Source organism: Tsukamurella sp. NPDC003166, assembly GCF_040611135.1.
GTDB lineage: Bacteria > Actinomycetota > Actinomycetes > Mycobacteriales > Mycobacteriaceae > Tsukamurella.
Window position 1 is genome coordinate 61,373 of sequence record NZ_JBEXNL010000015.1, and the last position, 26,487, is coordinate 87,859.

At 70.6% G+C, this 26,487-nt stretch carries 33 protein-coding genes; 22 read left to right on the forward strand and 11 right to left on the reverse strand.

Annotated elements, in window-relative coordinates:
• Window positions 1-92 precede the first annotated feature (92 nt).
• The 4 genes from ABZX10_RS16740 to ABZX10_RS16755 are packed head-to-tail and all read right to left on the reverse strand — an operon-like array spanning window position 93 to window position 5,380.
• Entirely contained in the window at window positions 93-332 is a 240-nt protein-coding gene (locus tag ABZX10_RS16740) for a hypothetical protein (protein WP_355542092.1), read from the reverse strand.
• Window positions 329-3,640, reverse strand: coding sequence for a DUF87 domain-containing protein (locus tag ABZX10_RS16745; protein WP_355542095.1), 3,312 nt, complete (start codon window positions 3,638-3,640; stop codon window positions 329-331). Before ABZX10_RS16745 ends, ABZX10_RS16740 begins: the two co-directional genes overlap by 4 nt.
• Entirely contained in the window at window positions 3,637-4,338 is a 702-nt protein-coding gene (locus ABZX10_RS16750) for a hypothetical protein (protein WP_355542098.1), read from the reverse strand. Before ABZX10_RS16750 ends, ABZX10_RS16745 begins: the two co-directional genes overlap by 4 nt.
• Before the next feature lie 16 nt (window positions 4,339-4,354).
• Entirely contained in the window at window positions 4,355-5,380 is a 1,026-nt protein-coding gene (locus ABZX10_RS16755) for a DUF559 domain-containing protein (RefSeq protein ID WP_355542101.1), read from the reverse strand.
• Between the two features lie 127 nt (window positions 5,381-5,507).
• Here ABZX10_RS16755 and ABZX10_RS16760 point away from each other — a divergent pair, with 127 nt between their 5' ends.
• Together ABZX10_RS16760 and ABZX10_RS16765 are read left to right on the forward strand one after the other, a co-directional pair.
• Window positions 5,508-5,720: a type II toxin-antitoxin system VapB family antitoxin gene (locus ABZX10_RS16760; protein WP_355542104.1), complete on the forward strand. Its 213-nt coding sequence runs from the start codon at window positions 5,508-5,510 to the stop codon at window positions 5,718-5,720.
• Window positions 5,717-6,127 (forward strand): PIN domain-containing protein, encoded by a 411-nt coding sequence (locus tag ABZX10_RS16765; RefSeq protein WP_355542107.1) that lies wholly within the window; start codon window positions 5,717-5,719, stop codon window positions 6,125-6,127. Before ABZX10_RS16760 ends, ABZX10_RS16765 begins: the two co-directional genes overlap by 4 nt.
• A gap of 50 nt (window positions 6,128-6,177) precedes the next feature.
• Here the strand turns inward: ABZX10_RS16765 and ABZX10_RS16770 are convergent, their stop codons facing one another.
• A complete protein-coding gene (locus ABZX10_RS16770; protein ID WP_355542110.1) occupies window positions 6,178-6,465 on the reverse strand; it encodes a hypothetical protein in 288 nt (95 codons plus the stop codon).
• Between ABZX10_RS16770 and ABZX10_RS16775 the strand changes: the two genes are divergently transcribed.
• The 8 genes from ABZX10_RS16775 to ABZX10_RS16810 all read left to right on the forward strand — a co-directional run bounded on the left by ABZX10_RS16775 (window position 6,464) and on the right by ABZX10_RS16810 (window position 11,892).
• Window positions 6,464-6,691: a hypothetical protein gene (locus tag ABZX10_RS16775; protein WP_355542113.1), complete on the forward strand. Its 228-nt coding sequence runs from the start codon at window positions 6,464-6,466 to the stop codon at window positions 6,689-6,691. The two genes, ABZX10_RS16770 and ABZX10_RS16775, sit on opposite strands and share 2 nt — an antisense overlap.
• 131 nt (window positions 6,692-6,822) lie before the next feature.
• Complete coding sequence (gene rplN, locus ABZX10_RS16780; RefSeq protein ID WP_068573225.1) at window positions 6,823-7,191, forward strand: 50S ribosomal protein L14; 369 nt, start codon at window positions 6,823-6,825, stop codon at window positions 7,189-7,191.
• 1 nt (window position 7,192) lies between these two features.
• Window positions 7,193-7,498, forward strand: a complete 306-nt coding sequence (gene rplX / locus ABZX10_RS16785) for a 50S ribosomal protein L24 (RefSeq protein ID WP_355542116.1) — start codon at window positions 7,193-7,195, stop codon at window positions 7,496-7,498.
• A gap of 1 nt (window position 7,499) precedes the next feature.
• Window positions 7,500-8,063, forward strand: a complete 564-nt coding sequence (gene rplE, locus ABZX10_RS16790; RefSeq protein WP_126196451.1) for a 50S ribosomal protein L5 — start codon at window positions 7,500-7,502, stop codon at window positions 8,061-8,063.
• Between the two features lie 3 nt (window positions 8,064-8,066).
• Complete coding sequence (locus tag ABZX10_RS16795; RefSeq protein ID WP_068522657.1) at window positions 8,067-8,252, forward strand: type Z 30S ribosomal protein S14; 186 nt, start codon at window positions 8,067-8,069, stop codon at window positions 8,250-8,252.
• A 167-nt stretch (window positions 8,253-8,419) separates the two neighbouring features.
• Window positions 8,420-9,760, forward strand: a complete 1,341-nt coding sequence (locus tag ABZX10_RS16800) for a phosphatase PAP2 family protein (RefSeq protein ID WP_355542126.1) — start codon at window positions 8,420-8,422, stop codon at window positions 9,758-9,760.
• A 30-nt stretch (window positions 9,761-9,790) separates the two neighbouring features.
• Window positions 9,791-10,516, forward strand: a complete 726-nt coding sequence (locus tag ABZX10_RS16805) for a hypothetical protein (RefSeq protein WP_355542129.1) — start codon at window positions 9,791-9,793, stop codon at window positions 10,514-10,516.
• A gap of 197 nt (window positions 10,517-10,713) precedes the next feature.
• Window positions 10,714-11,892 (forward strand): cellulase family glycosylhydrolase, encoded by a 1,179-nt coding sequence (locus ABZX10_RS16810; protein WP_355542132.1) that lies wholly within the window; start codon window positions 10,714-10,716, stop codon window positions 11,890-11,892.
• Here ABZX10_RS16810 and ABZX10_RS16815 read toward each other — a convergent pair.
• Window positions 11,889-13,118, reverse strand: coding sequence for a hypothetical protein (locus ABZX10_RS16815; protein ID WP_355542135.1), 1,230 nt, complete (start codon window positions 13,116-13,118; stop codon window positions 11,889-11,891). The two genes, ABZX10_RS16810 and ABZX10_RS16815, sit on opposite strands and share 4 nt — an antisense overlap.
• A gap of 107 nt (window positions 13,119-13,225) precedes the next feature.
• On the opposite strand from ABZX10_RS16815, the gene ABZX10_RS16820 reads away from it, so the two are divergent.
• Together ABZX10_RS16820 and ABZX10_RS16825 are read left to right on the forward strand one after the other, a co-directional pair.
• On the forward strand, window positions 13,226-13,741 hold the full coding sequence (locus ABZX10_RS16820; RefSeq protein WP_355542138.1) for an OsmC family protein: 516 nt from the start codon (window positions 13,226-13,228) through the stop codon (window positions 13,739-13,741).
• Between the two features lie 113 nt (window positions 13,742-13,854).
• Window positions 13,855-14,217 (forward strand): hypothetical protein, encoded by a 363-nt coding sequence (locus ABZX10_RS16825; RefSeq protein WP_355542141.1) that lies wholly within the window; start codon window positions 13,855-13,857, stop codon window positions 14,215-14,217.
• A 117-nt stretch (window positions 14,218-14,334) separates the two neighbouring features.
• Here ABZX10_RS16825 and ABZX10_RS16830 read toward each other — a convergent pair whose 3' ends face one another.
• From ABZX10_RS16830 to ABZX10_RS16845, 4 genes are all read right to left on the reverse strand, one after another.
• Complete coding sequence (locus ABZX10_RS16830) at window positions 14,335-15,093, reverse strand: hypothetical protein (RefSeq protein ID WP_355542144.1); 759 nt, start codon at window positions 15,091-15,093, stop codon at window positions 14,335-14,337.
• 31 nt (window positions 15,094-15,124) lie between these two features.
• Window positions 15,125-15,910, reverse strand: coding sequence for a hypothetical protein (locus ABZX10_RS16835; RefSeq protein ID WP_355542147.1), 786 nt, complete (start codon window positions 15,908-15,910; stop codon window positions 15,125-15,127).
• Entirely contained in the window at window positions 15,907-17,622 is a 1,716-nt protein-coding gene (locus ABZX10_RS16840) for a VWA domain-containing protein (protein WP_355542150.1), read from the reverse strand. The genes ABZX10_RS16835 and ABZX10_RS16840 overlap by 4 nt, the downstream gene beginning before the upstream one ends.
• Before the next feature lie 307 nt (window positions 17,623-17,929).
• The gene (locus ABZX10_RS16845) at window positions 17,930-18,298 is read right to left on the reverse strand and encodes a DoxX family protein (protein ID WP_355542153.1); all 369 of its coding nucleotides are present in this window, start codon (window positions 18,296-18,298) and stop codon (window positions 17,930-17,932) included.
• A 130-nt stretch (window positions 18,299-18,428) separates the two neighbouring features.
• On the opposite strand from ABZX10_RS16845, the gene ABZX10_RS16850 reads away from it, so the two are divergent.
• A complete protein-coding gene (locus ABZX10_RS16850; RefSeq protein WP_355542156.1) occupies window positions 18,429-19,295 on the forward strand; it encodes a hypothetical protein in 867 nt (288 codons plus the stop codon).
• Here the strand turns inward: ABZX10_RS16850 and ABZX10_RS16855 are convergent.
• Complete coding sequence (locus ABZX10_RS16855; RefSeq protein ID WP_355542159.1) at window positions 19,279-19,989, reverse strand: hypothetical protein; 711 nt, start codon at window positions 19,987-19,989, stop codon at window positions 19,279-19,281. The two genes, ABZX10_RS16850 and ABZX10_RS16855, sit on opposite strands and share 17 nt — an antisense overlap.
• Window positions 19,990-20,814: 825 nt before the next feature.
• Between ABZX10_RS16855 and rpsH the strand changes: the two genes are divergently transcribed.
• The 9 genes from rpsH to map all read left to right on the forward strand — a co-directional run bounded on the left by rpsH (window position 20,815) and on the right by map (window position 26,487).
• On the forward strand, window positions 20,815-21,213 hold the full coding sequence (gene rpsH / locus ABZX10_RS16860) for a 30S ribosomal protein S8 (protein WP_068533016.1): 399 nt from the start codon (window positions 20,815-20,817) through the stop codon (window positions 21,211-21,213).
• 15 nt (window positions 21,214-21,228) lie between these two features.
• Complete coding sequence (rplF, locus tag ABZX10_RS16865) at window positions 21,229-21,768, forward strand: 50S ribosomal protein L6 (protein WP_068573241.1); 540 nt, start codon at window positions 21,229-21,231, stop codon at window positions 21,766-21,768.
• A 3-nt stretch (window positions 21,769-21,771) separates the two neighbouring features.
• Window positions 21,772-22,188 carry a 50S ribosomal protein L18 gene (gene rplR, locus ABZX10_RS16870; RefSeq protein ID WP_355542164.1) on the forward strand — a complete coding sequence of 139 codons (417 nt, stop codon included), beginning with the start codon at window positions 21,772-21,774 and terminating at the stop codon, window positions 22,186-22,188.
• Window positions 22,189-22,231: 43 nt separating this feature from the next.
• Window positions 22,232-22,876, forward strand: a complete 645-nt coding sequence (gene rpsE, locus ABZX10_RS16875) for a 30S ribosomal protein S5 (protein ID WP_355542167.1) — start codon at window positions 22,232-22,234, stop codon at window positions 22,874-22,876.
• Between the two features lie 3 nt (window positions 22,877-22,879).
• Window positions 22,880-23,059 carry a 50S ribosomal protein L30 gene (gene rpmD / locus ABZX10_RS16880; protein WP_355542169.1) on the forward strand — a complete coding sequence of 60 codons (180 nt, stop codon included), beginning with the start codon at window positions 22,880-22,882 and terminating at the stop codon, window positions 23,057-23,059.
• Between the two features lie 3 nt (window positions 23,060-23,062).
• Window positions 23,063-23,521: a 50S ribosomal protein L15 gene (rplO, locus tag ABZX10_RS16885; RefSeq protein ID WP_355542172.1), complete on the forward strand. Its 459-nt coding sequence runs from the start codon at window positions 23,063-23,065 to the stop codon at window positions 23,519-23,521.
• 313 nt (window positions 23,522-23,834) lie between these two features.
• The gene (secY, locus tag ABZX10_RS16890) at window positions 23,835-25,154 is read left to right on the forward strand and encodes a preprotein translocase subunit SecY (protein ID WP_355542175.1); all 1,320 of its coding nucleotides are present in this window, start codon (window positions 23,835-23,837) and stop codon (window positions 25,152-25,154) included.
• Window positions 25,151-25,696 (forward strand): adenylate kinase, encoded by a 546-nt coding sequence (locus tag ABZX10_RS16895; protein ID WP_355542178.1) that lies wholly within the window; start codon window positions 25,151-25,153, stop codon window positions 25,694-25,696. Before secY ends, ABZX10_RS16895 begins: the two co-directional genes overlap by 4 nt.
• A complete protein-coding gene (gene map, locus ABZX10_RS16900) occupies window positions 25,693-26,487 on the forward strand; it encodes a type I methionyl aminopeptidase (RefSeq protein ID WP_355542181.1) in 795 nt (264 codons plus the stop codon). Before ABZX10_RS16895 ends, map begins: the two co-directional genes overlap by 4 nt.

Consider the following 26,487-nt stretch of genomic DNA (forward strand, 5'->3'; position numbering starts at 1 on the left):
CCACCCGGAGGCAGGCACAAACGGATGTGAGGACCGCCGCGCCGGGCACAACTGGTGTGTGGGCACCGAGACGGCCGGGCGCCCGACGCCGACTACGCCATGCGGGTCGCGCGGCCGAGGAGCAGGTACGCAGCGGGCAGGACGCCCGCCGAGTTGACCACGCCGAGGCCGAGGCCCCACAGCTTCTTGGGGCCGCGGACCGCGGCGTCGTCGCGTCCGGCCAGGTCGGCGAGGGCCCAGGCCCGGAGTCCGGCGTCGACCGCGGCGGTCGCGACGATCGCCGCTTTGGCGCGCGGCGACAACTGGCTCCAGCTGATCTTCTTCCGGCTCATGTCGTACTCCTTCGTGCGATGGCGAGGACCTCGTCCTCAGTGGGCGGACTCGCGGCGTGATGCGAGAGGCACATCGGGGCGTGCAGGCGCACCGTCGACGCCCCGGCCCCGAGGTAGAAGTCGCCCGGGCCGAGCCCGCCGATCCCGTCGATCCGGCCCCCGCGGGCGGAGGCCAGGTCCTTGGCGGCCTGGATCTGCACCGGCGCGTTGAGCTTGCCGTAGAAGTGCGTGGCGCTGTTGCCGACGATCTTGTCGTGCAGGCCCTTCGGCGCCTGTGTCGCGAACACCAGTCCGAGCCCGTACTTGCGGGCCTGCGAGGCGAGCAGCAGCGTGGACTCCGTGGACGGCTTCACCGATCCCGACGGCGCGATCTGCTGCGCCTCGTCCATCACCAGCAGCGCGCCGAGCGGTCGATCGCCGGCCGGATGCCGCTTGATCCACGAGAACAGCGCCAGCTGCAGCTGCGCGACGAAGGTCTGCCGCTGCGTCTCGTCGGGCAGGCCGATGAGGCTGATCACCGAGATCCGCGCGCGCTTTCCCGCCGACGGCGTCAGCAGCGTCACCGGGTCCACCGCCTCGCCGCGACCGCCGAGCAGCGGGTTGTTGATGAGCGCCGCCTGCAGGTTCTCCGCCAGCTCGGGGGCCAGCTTGTCGGCGCTGCCGAGGCTGCTGCGCGTCGAATCCCACTCCCGCAGGAAGTCCGCGAAGCCGCGCACGTCCGACCGGTCCACCCGCCGGCCGTACGCGTCGAGCGCCTCGCGCAGGATCGCGCGCTGCTGCTCACGCCGCATGCCGCCGACACCCACGTGCTGCTCGAGCGCGCTCGCGCACGCTTCCACCGCCATCGCGAAGCCCTCGCGGGCCTCCTGTGCGTCCGTGCTGTTCGGGTCGCGGGCGTCGTCCATGCCCGCGCGCAGTGCGGCGAAGTCCGGGATCGGCTGCAGCACGAGCGGTCTCGCCGATTCGCGGTTCGGCGTCCAGACGATCACCTCGGTGTCGGCGAGGTAGCGCTGCGCCCGCTCGGCGTCGCCCTCCCACCAGCCCGACGGCGCCTGCGGCCACGCCTCGCCCAACCGGGAGAGGTCGTTGTTGGGGTCCAGCACGATCGCGGAGACCCCGCGCAGCGCGCATTCCTCGATGAGGCGGCGGATGAGCACCGTCTTCCCCGAGCCCGAGCCCGCGAAGATCGCGGTGTGCCTGCGCAGCTCGGCGAGGTCGAGCAGGACGGGCGCCCGGTCGCCGGTCGTGCCCACGGGAACGCTCCCGGGCTCCGACGGTGCCGCCGCCGAGGCCTCCGGCGCGGGGGCGGGCCCGGGGCGCGGGGCGGGCGGCCCGCCGAACATGACGTCCGCCACGGCGCTCGACAGCCCGCCGACGCGGCCCACGGCGTCGCCGGGGATGAGGCTGCCCGCCCGTCCCGAACCCGGCCCACGCCGGTGCGCGGGCGCGGTGCGCTCGCTCGTCGGTGCCGTGCGCGCGAGGCCCGCGAACATCCGCAGCCCGTGCGCTGGACGGCGGGCGGTCAGCCACTCGTCGAGCCCCTCCGGGGAGTTCGCGATGATCCGGCTCAGCGCGTCGAGGGTCGCGAGATCGCCCTCGTCGAGGGGGAGGAGCTCGGCGCCGCGGTCCACGGCATCGGCGATCACGGCCGATGCCTTCGGGCTGGTGGGCCAGGGCGTGGAGCGGAGCAGGAAGAGCTTGCGGCGGTCCATGCCCGCGGCGACGCCGGCCGCGGTCGCGGCGCCCTGCACGCGGTTGGTGGCGGCGACGGGGTGTGCCGCCGGGATCGCCCGGAAGGCCCAGTGCTGCTCGTCCTCGACGCGGCCGGGCAGGCGCCGCCGCAGCCGGCCGTCGAGCTGCTTGTTGCCGCGTTCGATCGAGAAGCCCTCGCCGCCGTCCTCGCGGGTCCAGGCCCGCAGGCCCGCCTCGATGAGCGTGCCCATCCGCTTGTCGGCGACGTTCTGGTCCGTCGCGACGTCGCCCACCTGGGCGCGCAGGCGCAGCGCCTCGAACTGCTCGTCGATCCGGGCCAGCACGTCGACGGGCGCGTCCGCGGGAGCCGGGACGGGCACCGTCGGCGCCGGTGCCGGGACCGACGGTGCCGGACGCGGCGCACCGTCGTCGAAGGAGGCGAGCTCGAAATCCGAGCGGGTGGACACGCACGCCCGGATGTGGGCGTCGACCTTGGTGAGCAGGTCGCGCGGGGTGTGGTGCACCGCCGAGGCGAAGGCCTCCGGCGCGACGGGCCACGTGGGGTGGGGCGGCACGAAATGCTTCGCCCGGTACGCGGCCGTCAGGCGCCGCTCGACGATCGCGCGGGCGATGGCACCGTCGGGCAGCGACTTCAGCGGACCGACCACCCGGAACCGGGCCGCCACGGACGCGGTCGCGCGGCTGGACAGCGTCTCCCACGCCGTCGGCAGCATGCAGGCGACGGTCACGGTGCGGTACAGGCCCTGGCGCAGCGACATCAGGCCGTGGCCGACCTGCTCGATCACCTCGGACTCCGCGGCATCGGGGGAGGTCAGCGTGGCCGCGGACTGCGCGAGCAGGGTGTCGATCTGGTCCACCGCGAACACCGTGGCCGCGGTCTCGGCCATGAACGCCGAGATCGCGCGCACCGTCTCCACCGCGGGGAAGCCGTGGGCGGGCAGGCCCCAGTGCAGGCGCTCGGCGGCCGTCTCCTCGACCTCGATGTCGTCGAGGAAGGCGGAGCCGAGATCGGCGAGGCGGGTGTCGGGAGAGCCGAGCAGCACCAGCGCGCGCAGCACGCCGTGGTATTGCCGAACCTGCGGGCGTCGCTTGCTCATCGCCGCGACCAGCGCGTCGAGGCCCGCTGGGGTGGGCACCGCGTCGCCGGAGAACTCCCGACGGTGCGCCCGCGACAGCCCGGCCTCGTCCGAGAGCAGCCACAGCAGCTGCGCGAGCTGGGTCTCGTGGTCGCGGGCCGGGCGCAGCAGGGAGCTGCGCAGCGAGGTGAGCGCCGCGCGCCAGAAGTCGGACGCGTCGAGCAGCTCGAGCAGGACGAAGTAGTGGCCCGCCGACTGCACATCGGCACGGAACCGGGTGAGCAGGTGGGTCTTCCCGGTGCCCGCGTTGCCGGTGATCACCAGTCCGGTGGGGGAGGCGCCGGTGGACGCGACCGCGTCGCCGAGCGCGTCCTCGAGGTCCTCCCAGACGTCGGTGTGCAGGCCGTCGACGTGGTGGTACTGCGCCTCCTCGGCGGTGTCCCAGACCTCCTCGTAGGTGGGCGCCCAGCTCAGGCGGACGGAACGCAGCGCGGTGCGCTGTTCGTCGGACAAGGTCATCTGGTGATCCGTATCGCGTGCAGGGGCCGGCCGCCGAGGTGCAGCGCGGCGGCGCGGTCCTCGGCGGTGAGGGCTTTGAGATTGTCCTCCGCGACGATGTGCACGCCGGGCTCGGGGTAGAGGTCGCGCAGGGCGTCGTCGAGCTCCGCGCGGGGCAGATCGGGCAGCGCCGCGCGCAGGCGGTACAGCGCCACCCACGCGCCGGGCGCCGCGATCCGCCGGTACGCCGCGCGCACCCGCTCGACGGTGCCCGCGGGCTCGGGCACGGGCGGACCGTCGGGCCGGGGGACGGAGGCCGACGGTGCCGGGCCGGGGGCCGACGGTGCCGGCCCCGAAGTGCCCGGCCCGGGCATCATGACCTCGCCGAGCGCGAGTGACTCGCGGCGCAGGTAGCGGCCGATGCCCGCGGTGAACGTGAGCATCGCGCGCAGCTGCGGGGTCGCGCGCGGCGGGGGAGGGGACTCGAGCAGGGCGGCGGCGGCGGCCCAGCCCCGGTCGGTGAGGGAGAGCACGAGCGCGCCGCGGGATCCCTTCGCCACGTCCAGGAGTCCGCGATCGACGAGCCGCCGGCGTGCGGGCGCCTCGAGCGCCGGTCCGAGCAGCTTCAGGTCGGGATTGCGGACCGGTTCGACGGCGGCCGCGAGGACCAGCAGCACCGTCGTCTCCGTGCCGGTGAGACCGGCGATCGACTCGCTCACCCGACTCGCCCTTCTGTCATCGCGTTCCCGACAGCACCAATGTACGGATGACGGCCATCGACTCGGCGAGGTCTCCCAGGATCCGGGCGTTGGTCAGCCGCAGTACGTGGAAACCGGCGAGCAGGAGGTCGGCGTCGCGGCGCCGGTCGGCTTCGTACTTCTCGACGCAGCGATGGTCCGGGCCGTCGATCTCGACCACCAGCCGGGGCTCCGGGAAGAGCAGATCCACCCGGACGGGCGGGTGCAGCGGCCCGAGGTCGACGGCGTAGTTCCAGTAGCGCGCCGCTGCCCACTCCACGCGCGCCAGCCCCTGCTCCAGGTACTTCTCCGCCGCGCTCGCCGGATGCGGCCTGCCCGCGACCGGCGGGTAGACCGGGGCGGGCTCCAGGCCCACCGTGTGCTCGGTCGGCCGCGCGTCCTCGTCGTCGGGGACCGGCGGACCGTCGACGAGGGGGAACCGGTCCAGCGGTGCCGCACCGGGGCCTAGCAGCCAGACGGCGCAGCCGCCGCGCGCCAACCACTGCGCGCCGACGGCCAACGCGTCGGCCTGGTGCGGGGCGATCAGCCGGTCGACCACCAGCGCCAGGGCGGCGCGCCGGGCGCCGTAGCTGTGGGTCAGTGCGTACTCGACAGCGCTGCGACGGTCCGCCGCCGGCAACCGGGTGAAGGCGGCGATCGACTCGGGGCGCAGGGCCGCCGTCGCGAGCGCACCGAGGGCCGTGCCGAGCCCCGCGGCGCCGTCGTGCCGGTGACTGAGCGAGCGGACCGCGAACCGGTCCAGGACGCCGTCGGATTCGGGGGCGCCCCCCGTGCCGTCGGCGGCGGGCAGCCACGCGGGGAACAGCTCGAACGCGACCGCGGCGGTCCGCGCGAGCACGTCCTCGATGACCGCGCTCGGCGAGGATCCCATCGGCTGCGTGAGCCCCGGGAACACCACGATCGGGTCCTCCGGCCCGCGGCGCTCGGCAGCGGCCGCCAGCGCGAGCGGGGACGTGGCCCGCAGGCGCGTCACCCCGCCCGGCGGGAGGTCGGAGAGCTGCACGTCCTGGAAGTTACGGCATACCGGTCGCGGCGCACAGCAGCGTCATCCGAATGGCTGCCCGGTCGATCGTGGCGCGCGGTGGAGCAGAGTTATATAGTTGGTTGTATAGAACTGAGGGGGTGGACCCATGACGGTCACTAGCGTCGATCTCGATCCGCGTCTCCTTGAGCGCGCCCGGGAGCTCTCCGGCGAGCGATCGAACCGCTCCGTCATCGATCTCGCTCTCCGACGTCTCATCGCCTCGAAGCAGAAGGGCGCGATGATCAACGGCATCGCCGGGCTCTCCGGCCTTCCAGAAGGCCTCGGTGCACCCGTGGTCAGCCCGGCCGAGACGCCGTGACGGACTACCTCGTGGATAACTCGGCGTGGGCGCGGCTCGTGGCCGGGGATGAGGCGATCACGGAACGTCTGCGGCGGATCGAGCGATCGCCGTCCGACTTGTTCGTCACGTGTCCGCCGCAGGTGCTCGAGTTCTGTCACAGCGCGCGGACGCCCGACGAACACCTGCGGTATCGCGAACAGATGTCCCAGGGATTCCCGCTGGAGAACGCGCCCGAAGAGTCGCTCGTCCTCGATATTCAGGCCGGCTTGTGGTCGTCAGGGCTGGTCCGCGCCGCGGGCCCTACCGACATCCTCATAGCCGCGTACGCCATCGTCAACGACGCGACCGTGCTCGCGGCCGACCATGACTTCGATTACATCGCCCGTGTGAGCGACCTGCGGCACGAGTACATCGCGCCAGGGTGAGCGGTCGGACCTGACGGTTGTGGTGCGCATCGCGCGGTGGGCGCGGAGCGCTACGCGATCGCCCCGGCGATCGCCGTCATGATCGGCGTGAACAGGGCGGTGTTGTTCGCGTCGCCCCCGCTGAAGCTCATCCAGTACCAGAAGTCGCCCTTCCCCGCGAGTACCGCGTCCGATCCGGCGACTACGAGTCCGGCCTGGATTTCGGGCCATAGATCGACGGTGGGAGGGGCGACGTCCTGGTAGATCCTGGACGCCGAGCTGAAGACCTGCTGCGCCGAGCTGCCGCCGAAGTCGCCGCCTTTGTCGTAGACGCCGACGTGGCCGTGATGGTTGTCCATGTACCGATACGTGGTGATACGCAGGGGGCGCTCGGGTGCCAGCTGGTACGTGCAATCCGCGGTGTCGGTGTCGCCCGGCGCGTTCGTGCCGCGGGAGGTGACCGACGTCGTCGACAGCGACGAGCCGGTGATCGACAGGATCGTGTCGTTCGAACGGAGGACACGCCGGGTGGGCGGCGCACCGTCGGGCCTGGGCGGCTGGGGCCGAGCGCACGACCGGGCGTGATTCGACAGCGACCTGCGGTTTCCTCTATCATGGAGCGGTTGCCTGCGGCCTCGTGTCACAGGTGGCGGACCGCGCGTGTTCGGGTCGGTAATCCGGCGCGCATGAAAATCCAGGTCTGAGGAGATCAGCTAGTGATTCAGCAGGAATCGCGAGTGCGGGTCGCCGACAACACGGGTGCTAAGGAAATCCTCTGCATCCGCGTGCTCGGTGGAAGCTCGCGCCGCTATGCCGGCATCGGTGACATCATCGTCGCCACCGTCAAGGACGCCATCCCCGGCGGCAACGTCAAGCGTGGCGAGGTCGTCAAGGCCGTGATCGTGCGCACCTCCAAGGAGCGCCGCCGTCCGGACGGCTCGTACATCAAGTTCGACGAGAACGCCGCTGTCATCATCAAGAACGACAACGACCCTCGTGGCACCCGCATCTTCGGCCCCGTCGGCCGCGAGCTGCGTGACAAGAAGTTCATGAAGATCGTTTCGCTGGCCCCGGAGGTGCTCTGACATGAAGGTGCACAAGGGCGACACCGTCATCGTGATCTCGGGCCCCGACAAGGGCGCGAAGGGCAAGGTCGTCGAGGCCTTCCCGAAGGCTGAGAAGGTCCTCGTCGAGGGCGTCAACCGGATCAAGAAGCACACCAGCACCTCCGCCACCGCGCAGGGCGGCATCGAGGTCCGCGAGGCCCCGATCCACGTCTCGAACGTCATGGTCGTCGACTCGGACGGTAACCCCACCCGCGTGGGCTACCGGACCGACGAGGAGACCGGCAAGCGCGTGCGGATTTCCCGCAAGAACGGGAAGGACATCTGATATGAGCACCGCTGAGAAGACCCAGCCCCGGCTGAAGGCGCGCTACCGCGCCGAGATCAAGGACGCGCTCAACAGCGAGTTCAAGTACGACAACGTCATGCAGATCCCCGGCGTCGTCAAGGTCGTCGTGAACATGGGTGTCGGCGACGCCGCCCGTGACGCGAAGCTGATCAACGGCGCTGTCAAGGACCTCGAGCTGATCACCGGCCAGAAGCCGGAGATCCGCAAGGCCCGCAAGTCGATCGCGCAGTTCAAGCTGCGCGAGGGCATGCCCATCGGCGCGCGCGTCACCCTCCGTGGCGACCGCATGTGGGAGTTCCTCGATCGCCTCACCTCGATCGCGCTGCCCCGTATCCGCGACTTCCGCGGCCTCAACGGCAACCAGTTCGACGGCAACGGCAACTACACGTTCGGCCTGAACGAGCAGTCGATGTTCCACGAGATCGACGTGGACTCCATCGACCGCCCGCGCGGCATGGACATCACCGTCGTCACCACTGCCACCAACAATGAGGAAGGCCGCGCACTGCTCAAGCACCTCGGCTTCCCCTTCAAGGAGAACTGAGCCATGGCAAAGAAGGCGCTGGTCAACAAGGCCAACAAGAAGCCGAAGTTCGCCGTCCGCGCGTACACCCGGTGTAACAAGTGCGGCCGACCGCACTCGGTGTTCCGCAAGTTCGGCCTCTGCCGTGTGTGCCTGCGCGAGATGGCGCACGCCGGCGAGCTCCCCGGTGTGCACAAGAGCAGCTGGTGAGTGATTCCCGGGCCTGACCGGGACACCGTCCGGGCCTGACCGGACACGGACATCACGGGCGCGCATCCCTTCGGGGATGCGCGCCCGCTGTCGTTTCGAGCGTTTTCCGTCACGAAACGGCGTCTGGATTCACAGAGTTACCCGTCCGTTAACTATGCTGTCATCTCATGTTGGTGCGTGCAGACTTCGCGCTCCCGCGGGGTCCACGCGGGGAGCATCCCCGCCACGGCTGGGGACAACGGCAATGGACCTGGGCGGTGCTCGGCGTCGTCGCGTTCGTCCTGGTGATCCAGGCCGCGGCGACGTACTACGGGCTCCGCGGGCCGGTGCACGGCCTCGTCTCCGACTTCGTCGGCCGCCCGGTCACCGGTGAGGTGAAGGTCGCGGCCCTCGCGCTGGCCCTGATGTGCATGCCCGCGCGGCTGCGGCTGCCCTTCCTCGGCGTCGTGGCCGGCGTGGAGGTGCTGTTCAACGCCGAGCGCCTGGCGGTGGGGTCGCCGCTGCACTTCGGCAACGGTGTGATGTGGGGGCTCCTCGCGCTCACCGTGTACGCGGGCACCCGCCTGACCGGGCCCGAGCGCGCTGCGGCGCTCAAGGCCGCCGGCGTCGCCGCGATCCTCATCGCCGCGAACGCCGTCTCCGCCGTCTGGCTGGGGCTGACGATGCAGGCGCTGCCCGAGGTCGCCGATCACTTCGTCGAGGTCGCCGACCGGGCGCTCGGCAGCCCGTCGTGGGTGATGGGCCGGTTCGTGCACGAGCACGGCTGGTACCTGTGGCTGATCACCAAGGTGTACACCTACCTGCCCGTCGGGGCGGCCGTGGTCGCCTACTTCCAGCTGCGGCGCAGCTCCACCGAGGGCTTCCCGCGGCACCACATCGTGAAGTCCTTCATCCTCATCGGAGCCATCGGCCCGATCGTCTACTTCCTGTTCCCGGTCGTCGGCCCCGCGTACGCGTTCGGCAACGAGGTGGCCGGCGCCGGCTGGATGAACGTCTGGCCGCACGTGGCGCCCACCTCGCTCGAGCCCGTCTCGGCCTACTTCAGCCAGCTGGCGCCGCGCAACTGCATGCCCAGCCTGCACACCGCCTGGGCCACCGCGATCCTCGTACACGCCCTGCGCGGGCCGCGCCTGCTCAAGCTGTTCGGCGTCGTCTGGTGGGTGTGCACGATCTCGGCGACCCTGGGCCTCGGCGCCCACTACGGAGTCGACCTCGTGGCCGGCCTCGTCTTCGCCCTCACGCTCGAGGCCGCGATGATCCGGCCCGAGGACGGCTGGCACCCGCGCCGCATCGTCACCGTCGTGGGCGGGACGGCGGCCTTCACCGCGATCCTGCTCGCCGTCCGCTACCTCAGCGTCCCGATGGCGCAGAGCGGCCACCTGGCCGCCGTTGCACTGCTGGGCCTCGTGGGCGTCATGGTGGTCGCCTACGCGCGGATCGCGCGGCCCCCGTCGCCCGACGATGCCGCCACCGCACCCCCGGTGGGGCAGCAGGCGCTCGCGGCCTGACGGTTACGCTGTCCGATGTGGGTGATTCCGATGCGTAGCGCGATCGCGGTGGCGCTCGGCGTCGCGGCCGTCGGGCTCATCGCCACGCGGTTCATCGGGCCGATCGGGATGCTGTTCCTGGCCGGCGGCCTGATCGTCGCGATGGTCGTGGTGCTCGCCGGTCCCGGCGATGCGGCGGCGGTGCGCCGGCCCGATCCGCTCCGGTTCGTCGACGCGCCCGCACCGGAGCGGCCGCGCGCGCAGCCGAAGCCGGCCCCGGCACCGCCGGGCAGGGCGCTGTGGGAGCGTGCGACGGGTCGGCACGACGAGGTCCTCTCCGAGTACGCGGGTTACGAGCTCGACCCGGAGATGCTGCTGCGTTTCCCCGCGATGTGGGACCTCAGCTCGCCCAAGGTCATCGCCTTCCACGACGCTCTCGAGCACGCGGGCGCCCTGCGCACCGACGAGTACCCCGGCGAGGAGTCCGCCGCGGAGTACGCCGACGCCGTCACCGACCTGCGCACCAGCTGGTACGCCGCCGATCGGCACGCCCGCAGCACCGGCACTGCCGGGCTGCCCGCGGAGGACGCGCGCGATCTCGACCGCGGCCTCAAGCTCTATCGGCACGCCTCGTCCAGCGCGGCCGCCGAGCGGGCGGCGTATCTGAACCAGGTGGTCAGCACTGTCGACCGCCTGGTCGACCGCGGTGTCCTGCCCGCGCCGCCACGGTTCCGCGCCGAGTTGGAGGCCGAGGCCCGCAAGGCCATCGAGAGCTGATCGGAACCGATCGCTGCGCGCAGAAGGGGTGCGGGAAGCCATCCGCACCCGCACTGCGCCAGCGCACCCGGCATGCAGGGTGCGGCTGCGCGAAACGGGTGCGGGAGGCCATCCGCACCCGAAACGCCCGTTGGTCCGCGGCGACCGCTGCCGCGCGCCGCAACACTTCCGTGACAATTGTTGCTTATGGTGTCAGTGTGACTGTTGTGACTCGACGGGTGCTGCTGGGTGCGGCCGCCGCTGCGGTGCCGGCCGCGATGATCGCGGCGCGGGCCGCCGCCGACCCCGGCTCCGGACCGGGGGCGGGCGGCACCGTCGGGCCGACGACGCCGGGTGCGCCCGCCGGGCCCGCCACCCGCTGGACCCCCGAACGCGCGCAGCAGTGGCGCGCCCAGAACCCCTGGATGGTCGGCGCGAATTACATCAACGCCAACGCCGGGAACCAGTTCGAGATGTTCCAGGCGCAGACCTTCGACCCGGTGCGGATGAACCTCGAGCTCAGCTGGGCGAAGGGGCTCGGCATGACCACGATGCGCGTGTTCCTCCAGGATCAGCTGTGGACCGCGGACCCGACCGGCTTCACAGCGCGCCTCGACCAGTTCCTCACCCTCGCGAACACCAACGGCATCAAGGTCATGTTCGTGCTGTTCGACTCGTGCTGGGACCCGAACCCGAAGCCCGGCGTCCAGCGCGAGCCCACGCCCGGCGTGCACAACTCGACCTGGGTGCAGAGCCCGGGCGCGGCCGGCCTGACCAACCCCGACACCTCGACGCTGCAGGCCTACGCCACGGGCGTGGTCAAGGCCTTCGCCAACGATCCCCGTGTGGTGGCGTGGGACGTGTGGAACGAGCCGGAGAATCTCGCCGACTCCTACCCGCTGAGCCCGCCGGACAAGGTGGCCCGCGTCGCGCAGCTGTTGCCGCAGGCCTTCGCGTGGGCCCGCGCGGGTGGCCCGACGCAGCCGTTGACCTCCGGCGTCTGGGCCGACACCCGCCCCGAGATCCGCGCGATTCAGCTCGCCCAGTCGGACGTCATCAGCTTCCACAGCTACGACCCGCCGGAGAAGTTCCGCGCCATGGCCGCGGATCTCGCGAAGCAGGGCCGGCCGATGCTGCTCACCGAGTACATGGCCCGCCCGCAGGGCAGCACGATCGAGACGATCCTGCCGATCTGCAAGGAGCTCGGCATCGACGCCTACCAGTGGGGCTTCGTGGCCGGCCGCAGTCAGACCTACTACCCGTGGGACTCGTGGAAGCAGCCCTACGTCGGGGCGCGGCAGCCCGCGCAATGGTTCCACGACCTGCTCTGGCCGGACGGGCGCGCCTACCGGGAGTCCGAGGTGTCGACGGTGCGCCGCCTCACCACCAAGGCCTAGGTCCGGGTGCTCCGGAGGAAGTCGCCGCCCAACGTGTAGTACGCCTCGGCCTTCGGGCCCAGGCCGAGGTTGAGGATCGGCGGGGCGCCGCGCGAGCGCAGCGAGGACGAGGTGAAGTCGCGTTCCACCTGCAGGCTGACGGCGTTCGCGTCGACGGTGGGGACGGCGGAGCGCTGGGCCAGGTCGGCGCGGGCGCGCTCCAGCCCGGCCGCGGTGAGCGCGCTGAGGGCGAACGGATTCGACGCGGTGCCGGAGCTGGGCCGCAGGCTGACGATCGGGAACCGCCCGACGGTGACCTCGATGCTCCCGCTCCGGCCGCCGCCCTGGACGCTGAGCCTGAGGCGGCCCTCCTCGCCCGAGACGGCGGTGGCGTTCGGCGCGAACACCCGGTACTCGAGCCCGCTCAGGAAGGACTGTGCGGGGTCGACGCCGCTGTCGCGGAGCGCGCGCTCGGCGACGGGGAGCAGGCCGTCGAGCTTCGCCAGCGCGAGGTTGTCGGGGAGGTTCCCGGTCTGGTCGGCGTGGATCTCCTCGCCCGACATGTGGAACTCGACGATCAGCTTGCGGTCCTGGTAGCGCCGCTCGATCTGGATGCCGTCGTCGGCGTGCCGGTTGCTGCGGTCGATCGCGATCCGGTCGGCGGCGGCGGTGGCCTTCGCAGCAGTGGCGGTCAGATCCAGCGCGGCGAGGTCGGCGGCGCGGAAGACCGCGTCCTGGCGGTCGTTCGTGGCGCTGCGACTGGGCTCGTACCACTTCCCGCTCGATCGCGAGTACTGGAACCACACCCGCTGGCCCTTCGCGAGGTCCAGTAGGCCGACCTGCGTGGAGGACTCGTCGATGCGGATGTTCAGCACCGAGTCCGATCCGCCCGGGAGCACCTCATCGGCCTTCTTCAGGGCGCCGCGCAGTTCGGCCGACGGATCGACTGTGGACGCACGGTCGGATGCGCCGAGCACCGAGCTCGACCCGGGGGAGCGGTCCGGCGCGGTCTCGGTGAGCACGATCGCCAAGGGCAGGCCCGCGGAGACGACGAGGATCCCCGTCGCGAACGCCGCGACCAGCCCCATCCCCGGCGGCGCGGACCGCAGTCGCCACGCGAGCAGCCCCGCGACCGCGACCGTCGTCACAGCCCAGACGAGGGAGGCGGCACCGTCGGACACGACGGCCCCGACCAGGCCCACCGTGGTGAGCACCGCGAGCAGGGCGACCGTCAGGAACGTGGACACGCGCTCAGCGTATCGGCAGGGAATCACGATGAACGCAACCGCTGTGCCGTCGCGGGAACGGACATATGTTCCGCGAGGAATCAACCGTCCGAGACCAGGAGTGCCCCATGACCGCATCCGCCACCGGAACGCTCGCCGCCATCATCGACGCGACCGACCAGGCCGTCACCCGCAACACCGCCAATGCGCACGTCGTCTTCGCGGCGTCGGCGGTGCCGCAGGGCACGGTCGGCAGCGTGACCACTGCGCGCCAGCACACCCTCGTGGTCGACGAGCCCCCGACGCTCGGCGGCGACGACACCGCGATCAACCCCGTCGAGGCGTACCTGGGTGCGCTCCTGGCCTGCCAGGTCGTGACCTACCGCTTCTACGCGGACAAGCTGGGCGTGCACATCGACGAGCTGAAGCTCAGCGCCGAGGGCGACCTCGACGTGCGCGGCTTCTTCGGCCTCGACGACACCGTCCGCCCCGGATTCACGGCCGTGCGGGTCACCGTCGACATCACCGGCCCGGACAGCGAGGAGCGGTACCGCGAGCTGACCGACACCGTCGACGCGCACTGCCCGGTCCTGGACCTCACCCAGAACCCGACGCCCGTCACCACGACGCTGCGCGTGAACTGACGCCTTCGTTGACCCGTTGGTCCGCCCGGAACGGAATAGTCCGTTCGGGGGACTGACGGTGCGCCGCTCCCGGGATAGCGTGAGGCTTCCGGCTATTCACCTAGGAGAGCGGCATGTCCTTCAAACTCCTGGCGACGGCGGTGACGTCGCTCGCAGTCCTCCCGATCGGAGCTGCGGTGCTCGGAGGCGGCGCCGCACAGGCGGCTCCGACCTGCGGCACCGTGACCTATCCGCGCACCGGCACCGTCGGCGTCATCGAAGTGCGATCGGGCTCGGTATCGTGCGCGGAGGCGCGCAAGGTGATCGATCGATACCTGCACGATAAGACGCTCGTCGGGCAGGGGAACACCGACAGCAAGAGATTCGACGGCTGGCTGTGCGCCAGTCCGACCGCGGTCGCGGCCCAGGAGTACGGCTATTCCACGGGCTGCAGCAGGGAGCTGCCCGCAGCCCGAGTCGTTGTGGTGCCCCGTTGAGCCGGCGCACCGTTGCGCCAGACCTGACCTGCCCGGTGGTACCCCACCGTTTCGCACGGACTCCCGCCGAGCGGGCGACGTGACGTCGCGCTACCGTGCTGACCAGCGCAACGGGTGTCAGGGTTTGCGGCCGACGTCCTTGCATCCGGCGAAAACTGCGGTGTGCGCGTCGAACGAGTAGCTGTACGACGTGTCGGCGACGTTCGTCGATCCCGACGCCTGCCAACCCGAGCCGACGAAGGTGAATCGGTCCTCCTCGCGCTTGCCGCCGCCCTCGACTGGTACTCCCTCGGCGACCGCGGCCGACAGCTGAACGAGAGCGATCTCGGCTGGCTGCAGGCACTTGACCGTGTGTTGCGTGCCGTGTGATGAGCCGAGGTACCAGAAGTCGGTCGTCTTCACGGCCTCGTTGCCGTTCACGTACGGCGGCGGAGCGAGCGTGACGAGTTTCGCTCCGTCCCACGTGACAACCGCGAACTGCTCGGCGTTACCCCGCCCGGGGACGAGGTGGAGCGCGAGATCCGCGCCCTCCGCCCGGCTGATGGCGAAGGCGCCGCGATAGATCTCCGCTGGAGTCGGGTAGGCGATGCCTCGCGCCTTGAGTGTCAACGTGTGCACCGTGTTTCGTGTCGCGACGAGTGTCGTTATCTCGGGCGACGATTCGACCTTCTGCCTGGCGACCCCGACGCGGTCCGGGGAACCGTCACCATCGACATCCGCGACGGCGACCTCAGCGCAGCCGGCGACGCCGGCGCACGGGTCGACGGCCGTGCTACGGCCGGGCACGCCGGCACCGTCGCCCGACGGTCCGCACGCCGTAAGTGCCAGTGCGACTGCCGTGGTGGCGAGGGCGGCGTGCAGTCCGATCCGATGCATCAGGAAGGTCCTTTCGCTGGGAACTCCGGGCTCACTGCTTGCGACCGAGGTTCTTGCACTCACCGAAGGCGTTCGCGTGCGAGGACCAGCCGTCGGTGTAGCTGAGGCTGTTGTCGGCGAAGTTCTCCGACCCCGCGGGCTGCCAGGCGCCGCCGGCGAACGTGTACTTGTCCTCTTCGCGCTTTCCGCCGTTCTTGTCGAGGTTCCGGTTGCCGTCCTGCAGGCTCGTCGCGAGGCGGACACGGACGATCTCGCCGGGCTCCGTGCACCGGATCGAGTCGCGGTAGCCGTGGGACGACGCCATGGCCCATAGTCCGGCCGCGTTGGCGATGAGCGGTTGTGGTGGGGCTACCGTGACCAGCGCATTCCCGTCCCAGCTGATCACCGCGAACATGTCGGAGCCACCCTGGCCGATCGCGGTGTGCAGCACGAGATCGGCACCGGGCGTGCGGGTCATGGCGAACGCACCACGGTAGATCTCTGCCGGTTCGCGGAAGGTCAGGCCTCCCGATTCGACGGTCAGCCGGTGGACCTTCTGTCCGATCCCGACGAGAGCGGTGATCGGGCCGGCGGACTTCGTCGTCGGGTCGGGTGTCCCGCCGTTGATGAAGTCCTCCGCCTGGTTGACGACGCCGACGCGGTCGAGGGAGCCGTCGCCGTCGACATCCACCACGGCGACCTGGACGCACCCTGCGACCCCGGCGCAAGGGTCGACGGCAGTGGACTCGATGGAGCCCCCGGAACCGCACGCGGCGAGGAGAAGACAGAGGGTGGACAGGGCTGCGTACCGCATCGGCGTCGTCGTTTCGATCGTCATTGGCCGTACCCCACGAAGACGGCTTGGGTCACGGCGACCGTTCGCACGGGCGTGCTGCCGGGCTGGCCGAACGTCACCCGCCAGACCTTCGTGCTGCGGTCGGCGGGGAACGCGCCGACCGGCGCGTAGACGTCGCCGGCACGGCCGCAGGAGTACGGCGCAGCCTGGCCGGGGACGGTGCTGTTGTCGGGCGCGACGCCGCGCGCGCCGGCGAGAGTGCACCGTGTGCCGTCCTGCAGGACGAGTCCGTAGGGAGTTCGCGGGTCGACCGCCCGGGGGTTCGCGGGCAGCGACGTGCCCTCGGGCGCCATCAGTGTGATCGTCTTGGACCACGGATCGAGCACGCACAGCAGGAAGGTCTCGCCGACCGCGGGGGAGCAGATCCCGGTGTTCGTTCCGGACGGGCCGGTGCACAACATCATGCCGTCGTCGGTCACGCCGTTCACCGGCCCGGCCTTGCAGCCGTAGAACCCGGTCGAGCCGATCTTGCTGCGATCCTTGATCCACCCGGCGGTCGTGCCGCCGTGCCGGGTGAACGGCCGGATCGTGACCTGTTCGGTGCTGGTCACGGCGCCCTTCGGCACACAGAGACACACGATGAGCGAGGTTATCCGCCCGGAGTCGCCGGCACCGTCGACGTCCATCGAGTACCCGGCCTGCCCCTCCCCGGTGGGGAAGACGACGGTCCGCCCGGAGGACCTTCCCCCGTCCGTTCCCGCTTTCGGGCCGTCGGTGACGGGATCGCCGTAGAACCTGCGCGCGTCGCCGACGGTGCTTCCGGGTCCGATCCCGTCGACGGTGCGTGCCGCATCGCCGTGCGGGCGGATCTCCGCCAGCGAGCCGTCCGAGCCGAACACCCAGTCGCAGTCCCTCCAGACGATGATCGTGCGGTTGCCGTCGCGCTTGCCGGCCGCGGGGAACTCGGCGTTGCGTTTGCGGATATCCGTCAGCGAGTCGCCGATCGCGACTCCGCGCAGTGTCCCGCCGATCAGGCTGGTGGACGCCGACTGGTCCTGTGTCGCGATGAGGCGCGCGGTGAGCTGGGCTGAATTGGCGGCCGTGACGAACATCCCGCCGGTCGCGTTGGCGATGCACCTGAGTTGATCGGACGCGGTGGTGTCCGTGCGGAAGCCGATGGTCGAGATCTGCAGTTCGGGACGCTGTTGCTTGAGTTGTTGCGCGACCGGGCACGGAGGCTGATCGCAGGTGTCCTCACCGTCCGAGACGAGGACGATGGCCACCTTCCCCGACGTGGGGAGTTGGTCGGCGGCACGGCGCAGCGAATCCGCGATCGGGGTGAAGCCGCGCGGGACGATCCCGTCAACGGCGGCGGTGGCCTTGTCGCGGTCGAGGACGCCGAGCGGGATCGGAATCGTGATGTCGCGGCAGCCGGCCGCCTTCTCCGGTTCGGTACCCCCGGTGGCGGTGCCGTAGGTGAGAAGTGCGAACTTCGCGTCGGCGGGGAGTGCCCGGACCAGTTCGCGGGTGGCCGCCTTCGCGGCGTCGATGCGCGGGCCCGGGGCGTCGTTCTCCGTCATCGAACCCGAGGCGTCGATGATCAGCGCGGTCGGGGCGACTGCGGCGATCTGGGCGCGAGTGGGGCCGCCGGCAGTCGTCGGGGCGCCGCCGGTGCTCTCGGCGCAGGCGGCGATCGCCAGCAGGAGCGCGCACACCGTCGCTAGGAACGTCGTGGCGCGGGAGTGTCGTCGCATGTCCGGACCTCGAAACCGCTCGCGTGTGGGTCATCCGACGGCAAGTGTCGGTCGGCGGACCGAGGTGCGCTCCGGGTTCGGCGCACATTCATCTGATCGAACGACGCGGGTCGCAGCCGGCGATACGGTCCTCGCATGATCCGTCTTCTGCTGCGCGGCGCGGTGTTCCGATCCGCGGGATCGGCTCGTGGATCGCGGCGGCAGTGCTCGTGTGGGTGATCACCGCCGCCGCCACGCTCGTGCTGCCGTCGCTCGTGGGCCTGAAGGCGGCGAAGGCCGTGAAGGAGGCGAAGGGCGCGCGCTCCGACTAACGGCGCGGCGGTCCGGTGACGGCCAGCGCCCCGTAGAAGACCAGGAGCGACGATGCGGCCGCGAAGTTCAGCCGCAGGTCGCGGGCCCGCACATGCAGGCCGACGGCCGTGCAGAAGTACAGCGTCAGCATGATCGCGGTGAGCCGGGCCAGCCCCGGCCACCGCGGCGCCGCCGCGAGCCCCAGCGCGGACGCGCCCTTGACCACCGGGAAGAACCAGCGGCCACCGTCGGGCCAGCCCACCGAATCGAGGCACCGCGCGACGTACGGGATCGGCTGGATGCAGATGGCGGCGTCGGCGGCCTGCCCGGCGGCGGCAGCCTGATAGAGCCGGGGATCCCGGACGAGATCGTTCACCGAGGACATGACCCCCACGCTAGGCCGCACGGATCCGCGGGACAAGGGCGCTCGACGGTGCGCCCCGCCCGGCGCCGCCGCCGACTCGTAGGGTTGCGGTGGGCCCGCACGCGAGCGGCCGGAGGGGAGCGGATGCGACATGCGCGACGCCGCGAGACGGCCGGCCGCGGCCACCGTCGACCTCGCGACCAGGAAGTTCTGGCGCCTGATCGGCAGGGAGATCGACCTCGGCGGCGAGCACGCGTGGCTGCGTGCGCCGACGGTCGGCCCGGGCACCGTCGGGACGGCGTGGCTCGACGCGGAGGCCGCGCTCCGGGGCGGGGCGGTGCACCACGACCTCCCGGACGCCGGACTGATCGGGGACTGGGGCGCGCTGGCCGGGCCGGGCTTCGATCCGTCCGCGCTGCACCCGTCGATCACGGACTTCTACCGGCACACCGCGCGGTGGCGCATGGAGGTGTGGAGCAGCTGGTCGCCGCTGTTCCAGCCCGGCGGCGAGGTGATCTCCCGCGGCTTCGGGCGGCGCGTGCAGCAGTTGGCGCTCCCCACCCGCCCACTCGATGTCGCGCGCGGCCTCGACGGCCGGGTGTCGGTGCTGACCGACGCCACCGGCGCGCAGATCGCCGCCGGCTGGATCCGCACCCTGCGCAGCACCGGCGACGTCGTCTTCAGCGGCCGCTACTCCACCCGGACCCTGCCGGGCGCGGATCGTCCCAGCGTGCACGTCACCTTCCCGCTTGAGGCGGGCAACCTCCAGGTCTTCCTGCGGCCGCACAACCGCGCGGGCGGGGCGCTGGAGCTGGCCTCCGGCCGCGGGCCCTGGGGCTCCGACGGTGCCTACATCACGGTCCGCGACCGCGGGCGCGACTACGCCCAGCGCGTCCCGCTGCACGAGTCCTTCCTGCTCGCCGTCGACGACGAGCAGGTGTTGCGCACCGACCACGTGCTGCGGTTCGGGCCGGCGACGGCTCTGCGGCTGCACTACAAGCTCACGCGGACGGGATGATCCCGCTGCGCCCCTCCCAGGTGCCGTGCTCGGCGAGCGGCCGGAGCCGGTAGGTCGCGAACTCGTGGTGGAAGTCGCGCCGCCGCCGTTCCTCCATGGCGGCCAGGTGCCGCGCGGGATCCGGCAGATCGCTGTGACCGTGCACCATGTCCGTCATCGCCCGCACCGAGCGCCAGACCGAGAACGTCGAGATCGTGTTGGGCGGCCTTATCGCGGCGCCGGCGAGCGTCGCGCCGGGATCGTCGCGCACGAGCCGTTCGACGGGCCGCCCCCAGTGCAGGAACCGCGGCACCTCCGGCAGCCGCATCCGGGCCAGGGTGATCGCGACGACCGGCTCGTCCTCGTCCCATTCCCCCGCACGGGCGGGCAGCCCGGGGATCGCCGCGACCTGCGACCAGCGCCGCAGGTACTCCATCCGCACGTGCCACCCGCCGGCGAACCGTCGACCCCCGGCCTCCAGGAATGCGTCGATCGCGGCTTCGGAATCCCAGCGAGCGAACATGGCGAGCCGCCGCAGCTGCAGCCGGTTCGGCGAGATCACCGGCGCGCCGAGGCGCATCAGGGCCAGGCATTCGGCGTACCGCAGACCGTCGACGGTGCGCGGATCCGGCGGCCGGAGCAGGAGTCGGGTCGTGGTCGCGGCAGGAAGCTCGACGAGGTGGAACGTGAAGACCCCGGGGTCGGCTCGCGGCATGCCGCAGACGCTACGCCGCGTCGCGGGTGCAGCGCGGTCGCCGTCGCGGGCGAAGCGCGGGCGAATCGCGATGGTGAGATCCGACGTCGGGTGAAGGCGCCGGCGTGCAGCGGGGGATTCGGCGTGGGGTGGGGGCGGGCTGGGGTCAGGTGGGGGATTCGGCGCCGAGCGGGGGAAGTCCGAGCCCCTGCCAGTGCGCGCGACGTCTGGTGGGGGACGAAACGCCGCGTGGGGGACGTTCGAGCCCCTGCCTGACGGACGGCTTCTGGTGGGGGCTCGAACGCGAGGGCCGCGGATCGGTGCGGCGCGGGGGACGACGGTGCGCCGCCCGCCCGCCCGCCACGCCCGTCCGCCCGCCCGCCCGGCTGCGCCGCCGCTGCCCTGGCCGTCCGCATCGTTGACGCACGCGCGGGGGAGCGCCGCTGACCGATCCGGACAGAATCCGAGAGTGCTCTGCTCGGTGAAGGGCGGCCCAAGCGCCCCCGTGCCCCGGCACCCCGGTGCCGGGCGGGGGAGGGCGCACCGTCGACCCGGGTGTCCGGCGGGGGGTGAACCGCCTACGATTCGACTCTGACCGGGACTTTCTCTACACTAGTGAGGTTGCCTGTCGTGCTTCGAGCACGGCCGGCGCACATCCCCGAACCGGTACGGATTCATCCGGCCGGTCCGGAATCCCTGCAGTGCAACGGTATTGCAGGACGGTTTGCTTCGTAGTAGGCCCACCGTCGGACGCCCCAGGCCCGCCCCTCGTGCACTTCTCGAGAGCGGGCACCAGTGCGCCGGCGATGCATGGGAACCGCTGCGAGAAAGGTAGACGAATCTGTCATGACCATGACTGATCCGATCGCAGACTTCTTGACCCGTCTGCGCAACGCCAACTCGGCGTACCACGACGAGGTGACGCTCCCGCACTCGAAGATCAAGGCGAACATCGCTGAGATCCTCAAGCGTGAGGGCTACATCACCGACTTCCGTACCGAGGACGCCGAGGTGGGCAAGAACCTCGTCGTCTCGCTGAAGTACGGCCCCAGCCGTGAGCGTTCGATCGCCGGCCTGCGCCGCGTGTCGAAGCCCGGTCTGCGCGTGTACGCGAAGTCCACCAACCTGCCGAAGGTCCTCGGTGGCCTGGGCGTGGCGATCATCTCCACGTCCTCGGGCCTCCTCACGGATCGCCAGGCAGCCAAGCAGGGCGTGGGCGGCGAAGTCCTCGCTTACGTCTGGTAAGGGGACAACAAACTTATGTCGCGTATTGGTAAGCACCCCGTGGTCGTTCCCGCGGGCGTCGACGTGCAGATCGCCGGCCAGGACGTCACCGTCAAGGGCCCCAAGGGCCAGCTGTCGCTGACCGTCTCCGAGCCGATCTCGGTGTCGAAGAACGAAGAGGGCGCCGTCGTGGTGGCCCGTCCCGACGACGAGCGGCGCAACCGTGCGCTGCACGGCCTGTCGCGGACCCTGGTCGCCAACATGGTGACCGGTGTGACCGAGGGTTACACCAAGAAGATGGAGATCTACGGCGTCGGTTACCGCGTGGCGCTCAAGGGCAAGGACCTCGAGTTCGCCCTGGGCTACAGCCACCCGGTGCCGATCGAGGCGCCCGAGGGCATCACCTTCGCGGTGGAGAGCCCCACCAAGTTCTCCGTGTCCGGCATCGACAAGCAGCAGGTCGGCCAGATCTCGGCGGTCATCCGCAAGCTCCGTCGCCCCGATCCCTACAAGGGCAAGGGCGTGCGGTACGAGGGTGAGCAGATCCGTCGCAAGGTCGGAAAGACGGGTAAGTAACTCATGTCAAACAACACTGCAACTCAGGCAGAGACCCCGAAGCGCATCCCGGTGGGCAAGGACGTCTCGACTCGTCGTCGCACGTCGAAGGCTCGTCGTCACTTCCGCCTGCGCAAGAAGATCGAGGGCACCGCGGCCCGTCCGCGCCTCGTCGTCAAGCGCTCCAGCCGGCACATCCACGTGCAGCTGATCGACGACCTCAAGGGCCACACGCTGGCCGCGGCGTCGACGCTGGAGGCCGACGTCAAGGCTGCGGGCGGCGACAAGTCGGCCCAGTCGAAGAAGGTCGGCGAGCTGATCGCCGCCCGTGCCAAGGCAGCCGGTGTGGAGGCCGTCGTGTTCGACCGTGGTGGCAACAAGTACCACGGCCGGATCGCCGCTCTCGCGGACGCCGCTCGCGAAGGCGGGTTGGAGTTCTGATGACCAACACCACCATCTTTTCCATCGAAGGAGAGGCAGCCTGATGCCCGGACGTCAGCGTCGTGACGGCGGCAATGGGCCCGCCGGCAACAACGGCCCGGAGAACTCGAACGACCGCCGCGGCGGCCGTGGCGGTCGCGATCGCGATCAGCGCGGTGGCCGTGAGGCCGAGAAGAGCCAGTTCATCGAGAAGGTCGTCACCATCAACCGCGTCTCGAAGGTCGTGAAGGGTGGTCGTCGCTTCAGCTTCACCGCCCTCGTGATCGTCGGCGACGGCCAGGGCATGGTCGGCGTCGGTTACGGCAAGGCCAAGGAAGTTCCTGCGGCCATCCAGAAGGGTGTCGAGGAGGCTCGGAAGAACTTCTTCCGCGTCCCCATGATCGGCAACACCATCGTGCACCCGGTGCAGGGTGAGGCCGCGGCCGGCGTCGTGCTGCTGCGTCCCGCCAGCCCGGGTACCGGTGTCATCGCCGGTGGCGCCGTGCGTCCCGTGCTCGAGGCGGCCGGCGTCCACGACGTCATCGCCAAGAGCCTGGGCTCGGACAACGCCATCAACGTGGTGCACGCGACCGTGGCGGCTCTCAAGGAGCTGCAGCGTCCCGAGGAGGTCGCGGCCCGTCGCGGCCTGCCCATCGAGGACGTCGCCCCGGCCGGCATGCTCCGCGCTCGCGCAGGCCAGGGAGCGTAAGTCATGGCAGAGCTGAAGATCACCCAGGTGCGAGGCCTCGTCGGGCTCAAGCAGAACCAGCGCGACAGCCTGCGCACCCTGGGCCTCAAGGGCATCCGCAAGCAGGTCGTCCGTGAGGACAACCCCGTCAACCGCGGCCTGATCCAGGTCGTGTCGCATCTCGTGGAAGTGGAGGAGGTGTAAGCAATGGCTATCAAGCTGCACGATCTCCGTCCCGCGAAGGGCGCGAAGACCGCGAAGACCCGCGTGGGTCGCGGTGAGGGCTCGAAGGGTAAGACCGCCGGTCGCGGCACCAAGGGCACCAAGGCGCGCAAGAACGTCCCCGTGGCGTTCGAGGGCGGCCAGATGCCGCTGCACATGCGGCTGCCGAAGCTCAAGGGCTTCAAGAACCGCAACCGGGTCGAGTACCAGGTCGTGAACGTGGGCGACATCGCCCGCCTGTTCCCGCAGGGCGGCACCATCGGCATCGACGAGCTCGTCGCCGCCGGTGCGGTTCGCAAGAACCGGGTCGTCAAGGTGCTCGGCGACGGCGAGATCAGCGTCAAGGTGGATGTGACGGCGACCAGGGTCACCGGCGCCGCCAAGGCCAAGATCGAGGCCGCCGGTGGTTCGGCCACCGAGCTGAAGCCGTCGGCCGAGGCTTAGGCCCAGGTCTACGCGCCAGCGTAAGGAACGTGGACGCCGCGGTAGGCGCCGGTCACCGGTGCCTACCGCGGCTCTCGTTTCGCGGGTTCGACGGTGACCGTCCGCCTCCTGCCGGGCGGTACGCTCCGAACCCGCGGGCCGGTGACCGTGCATGCGGTCTGCCACCCACCCTGAACAGCCTCTTTGAGAGCGGCTGTTAGAGTTCATACGTTTGCAGGATTACCCATGAAGACACGACACTCCGCCGCGGGTGGAGGACGTGTCCACGAACGTGGGGCGCCCCGTCGGGGTAGCCCGGCTGCCAGGAGGATGTGTGCTTTCGGCCCTAGTCCCGATCTTCCGGACCCCGGATCTGCGGCGGAAGGTGCTGATCGTCCTGGGCATCGTCGTGCTCTACCGATTCGGCGCGACGCTGCCGTCGCCCGGCGTGGACTTCAAGAACGTCAGTGAGTGCATCGACAGTGTCAGCAAGGGCGCGAACGCCGATGTCTACTCGCTGATCAACATGTTCTCCGGCGGCGCGCTGCTGCAGCTGTCGGTGTTCGCGATCGGCATCATGCCGTACATCACGGCGTCGATCATCATCCAGCTGCTGATGGTGGTCATCCCGCGGTTCGAGACCCTCCGCAAGGAGGGCCAGGCCGGCCAGGCGAAGATCACCCAGTACACCCGCTACCTGACGGTGGCGCTGGCACTGCTGCAATCCACCGCGATCGTCGCGATGGCCTCGCGCGGCCAGCTGCTGCAGGGCTGCCCGGCCGACAAGCCGATCCTCCCGAACAACGACCTGTTCACCCTGATCGTCATCGTGGTCACGATGACCGCCGGCGCGATCATCGTGATGTGGTTCGGCGAGCTGATCACCGAGCGCGGCATCGGCAACGGCATGTCGCTGCTCATCTTCGCGGGCATCGCCTCGCGCCTGCCCGCCGACGGGCAGAAGATCCTGCAGAGCCAGGGCGGGCTCGTCTTCGGCCTGGTGTGCGTCGCGGTCGTGGTGATCCTCGTCGCGGTCGTCTTCGTCGAGCAGGGCCAGCGCCGCATCCCGGTGCAGTACGCCAAGCGCATGGTCGGCCGCAAGATGTACGGCGGCTCGTCGACCTACCTGCCGCTGAAGGTCAACACCGCGGGCGTCATCCCCGTGATCTTCGCGTCGTCGCTGTTGTACCTGCCGCAGCTGGTGATCCAGCTGGTCGCGAACGGCTCGACGTCGAGCTGGGTGGTCTGGATCCAGAACAACCTGGTCAATCCCGCGAGCCCCTGGCACATCGTCGTCTACTTCGCGCTGATCATCTTCTTCACGTACTTCTACGTGGCGATCACCTTCAACCCGGAGGAGCGCGCGGACGAGATGAAGAAGTTCGGCGGCTTCATCCCGGGCATTCGCCCCGGCAAGCCGACCGCGGACTACCTCAACTACGTCCTGCAGCGGATCACCCTCCCGGGCTCGCTGTACCTGGGTATCATCGCGATTCTCCCCAACCTGTTCCTCGAGATGGGCGGCGGTTCGAGCACGAGCAACCTGCCCTTCGGCGGCACGATGATCCTCATCATCGTGGTCGTGGCGCTCGACACCACGAAGCAGATCGAGAGTCAATTGATGCAACGCAACTACGAAGGATTCCTCAAGTGAGACTGGTTATTCTGGGCCCTCCCGGGGCGGGCAAGGGTACGCAGGCCGAGCGGCTGTCCGAGAAGTACGGCATTCCGCACATCTCCACCGGCGACCTGTTCCGTGCCAACATCAGCGAGGGCACCGCGCTCGGAGTCCAGGCCAAGACGTACATGGACGCGGGCGAGCTGGTCCCGTCGTCGGTCACCGTCGACATGGTGCGTTCGCGCCTGACGGAGCCGGACGCGAAGAACGGCTTCATCCTCGACGGCTTCCCGCGCGCCACCGACCAAGCGGACGCGCTCGGCGAGATCCTCGCCGAGGCCGGCCAGAAGCTCGACGCAGTGATCTCGTTCGAGGTCCCCGAGGACACCGTCGTCGAGCGCATGCTCGCCCGCGGCCGCGCGGACGACACCGAAGAGGTCATCCGCAACCGCCTGCACGTGTACGAGAACCAGACCGCGCCGCTGCTCGCCTACTACGGCGACTTCGTCACGCACATCGACGCCGTCGGCACCGTCGACGAGGTGCTCGGCCGCGTGACCGCGCAGCTCGACAAGTGAGTCGTTTCCGCCGTAAGAAGACCGTGCCCTTCCGCTCCGCGGGAGAGCTCGACGCGATGGCCGCCGCGGGCGCCGTCGTGGGCCGCGCGCTCGTCGCGGTCCGCGACGCCGCCCGCGTCGGCGTTTCCACCCTCGAACTCGACGAGGTCGCGGAAACCGTGATCCGGGAGGCCGGCGCGGTGCCCTCGTTCAAGGGCTACCACGGCTTCCCGGGCTCGATCTGCTCGTCGGTCAACGAGGTCGTGGTGCACGGCATCCCGAACCGGGAGACGGTGCTCGCGCTGGGCGACCTGGTCTCCATCGACTGCGGCGCGATCCTCGACGGCTGGCACGGCGACTCGGCGTGGACCTTCGGCGTCGGCGAGCTGTCCGAGGAGGACGTGGACCTCTCGGAGGCCACCCGCCTCGCCATGGAGGCCGGGATCGCCGCGATGCTCGACGGGAACCGCCTCACCGATGTCTCGCACGCCATCGAAACCGCCAGCTACGCGCAGGCCGCGCGGCTCGGTCGCGACCTCGCCATCGTCGACGGTTACGGCGGGCACGGCATCGGCCGCGAGATGCACATGGAGCCCTTCCTCGCGAACGAGGGCGACCCGGGCAAGGGCCCGCTGCTGGTCGTCGGCTCCACCCTCGCGATCGAGCCGATGCTCACCCTCGGCACCCCCGACACCTCCGTCCTCGAGGACGACTGGACCGTCGTCACGGACGACGGTGCCCGCGCCGCGCATTGGGAGCACACCGTCGCCGTCACCGCCGACGGTCCGCGGATCCTGACCCTGCGCCCCTGA

Excerpts from the sequence above, each read along its gene's own strand:
- ABZX10_RS16740 (WP_355542092.1), bottom strand. The coding sequence starts at position 332 with ATGAGCCGGAAGAAGATCAGCTGGAGCCAGTTGTCGCCGCGCGCCAAA.
- ABZX10_RS16745 (WP_355542095.1), bottom strand. The coding sequence starts at position 3,640 with ATGACCTTGTCCGACGAACAGCGCACCGCGCTGCGTTCCGTCCGCCTG.
- ABZX10_RS16760 (WP_355542104.1), top strand. The coding sequence starts at position 5,508 with ATGACGGTCACTAGCGTCGATCTCGATCCGCGTCTCCTTGAGCGCGCC.
- ABZX10_RS16775 (WP_355542113.1), top strand. The coding sequence starts at position 6,464 with ATGTACCGATACGTGGTGATACGCAGGGGGCGCTCGGGTGCCAGCTGG.
- ABZX10_RS16770 (WP_355542110.1), bottom strand. The coding sequence starts at position 6,465 with ATGGACAACCATCACGGCCACGTCGGCGTCTACGACAAAGGCGGCGAC.
- rplX (WP_355542116.1), top strand. The coding sequence starts at position 7,193 with ATGAAGGTGCACAAGGGCGACACCGTCATCGTGATCTCGGGCCCCGAC.
- rplE (WP_126196451.1), top strand. The coding sequence starts at position 7,500 with ATGAGCACCGCTGAGAAGACCCAGCCCCGGCTGAAGGCGCGCTACCGC.
- ABZX10_RS16795 (WP_068522657.1), top strand. The coding sequence starts at position 8,067 with ATGGCAAAGAAGGCGCTGGTCAACAAGGCCAACAAGAAGCCGAAGTTC.
- ABZX10_RS16800 (WP_355542126.1), top strand. The coding sequence starts at position 8,420 with ATGTTGGTGCGTGCAGACTTCGCGCTCCCGCGGGGTCCACGCGGGGAG.
- ABZX10_RS16805 (WP_355542129.1), top strand. The coding sequence starts at position 9,791 with ATGCGTAGCGCGATCGCGGTGGCGCTCGGCGTCGCGGCCGTCGGGCTC.
- ABZX10_RS16820 (WP_355542138.1), top strand. The coding sequence starts at position 13,226 with ATGACCGCATCCGCCACCGGAACGCTCGCCGCCATCATCGACGCGACC.
- ABZX10_RS16825 (WP_355542141.1), top strand. The coding sequence starts at position 13,855 with ATGTCCTTCAAACTCCTGGCGACGGCGGTGACGTCGCTCGCAGTCCTC.
- ABZX10_RS16830 (WP_355542144.1), bottom strand. The coding sequence starts at position 15,093 with ATGCATCGGATCGGACTGCACGCCGCCCTCGCCACCACGGCAGTCGCA.
- ABZX10_RS16835 (WP_355542147.1), bottom strand. The coding sequence starts at position 15,910 with ATGACGATCGAAACGACGACGCCGATGCGGTACGCAGCCCTGTCCACC.
- ABZX10_RS16840 (WP_355542150.1), bottom strand. The coding sequence starts at position 17,622 with ATGCGACGACACTCCCGCGCCACGACGTTCCTAGCGACGGTGTGCGCG.
- ABZX10_RS16845 (WP_355542153.1), bottom strand. The coding sequence starts at position 18,298 with ATGTCCTCGGTGAACGATCTCGTCCGGGATCCCCGGCTCTATCAGGCT.
- ABZX10_RS16850 (WP_355542156.1), top strand. The coding sequence starts at position 18,429 with ATGCGCGACGCCGCGAGACGGCCGGCCGCGGCCACCGTCGACCTCGCG.
- ABZX10_RS16855 (WP_355542159.1), bottom strand. The coding sequence starts at position 19,989 with ATGCCGCGAGCCGACCCCGGGGTCTTCACGTTCCACCTCGTCGAGCTT.
- rpsH (WP_068533016.1), top strand. The coding sequence starts at position 20,815 with ATGACCATGACTGATCCGATCGCAGACTTCTTGACCCGTCTGCGCAAC.
- rplF (WP_068573241.1), top strand. The coding sequence starts at position 21,229 with ATGTCGCGTATTGGTAAGCACCCCGTGGTCGTTCCCGCGGGCGTCGAC.
- rplR (WP_355542164.1), top strand. The coding sequence starts at position 21,772 with ATGTCAAACAACACTGCAACTCAGGCAGAGACCCCGAAGCGCATCCCG.
- rpsE (WP_355542167.1), top strand. The coding sequence starts at position 22,232 with ATGCCCGGACGTCAGCGTCGTGACGGCGGCAATGGGCCCGCCGGCAAC.
- rpmD (WP_355542169.1), top strand. The coding sequence starts at position 22,880 with ATGGCAGAGCTGAAGATCACCCAGGTGCGAGGCCTCGTCGGGCTCAAG.
- rplO (WP_355542172.1), top strand. The coding sequence starts at position 23,063 with ATGGCTATCAAGCTGCACGATCTCCGTCCCGCGAAGGGCGCGAAGACC.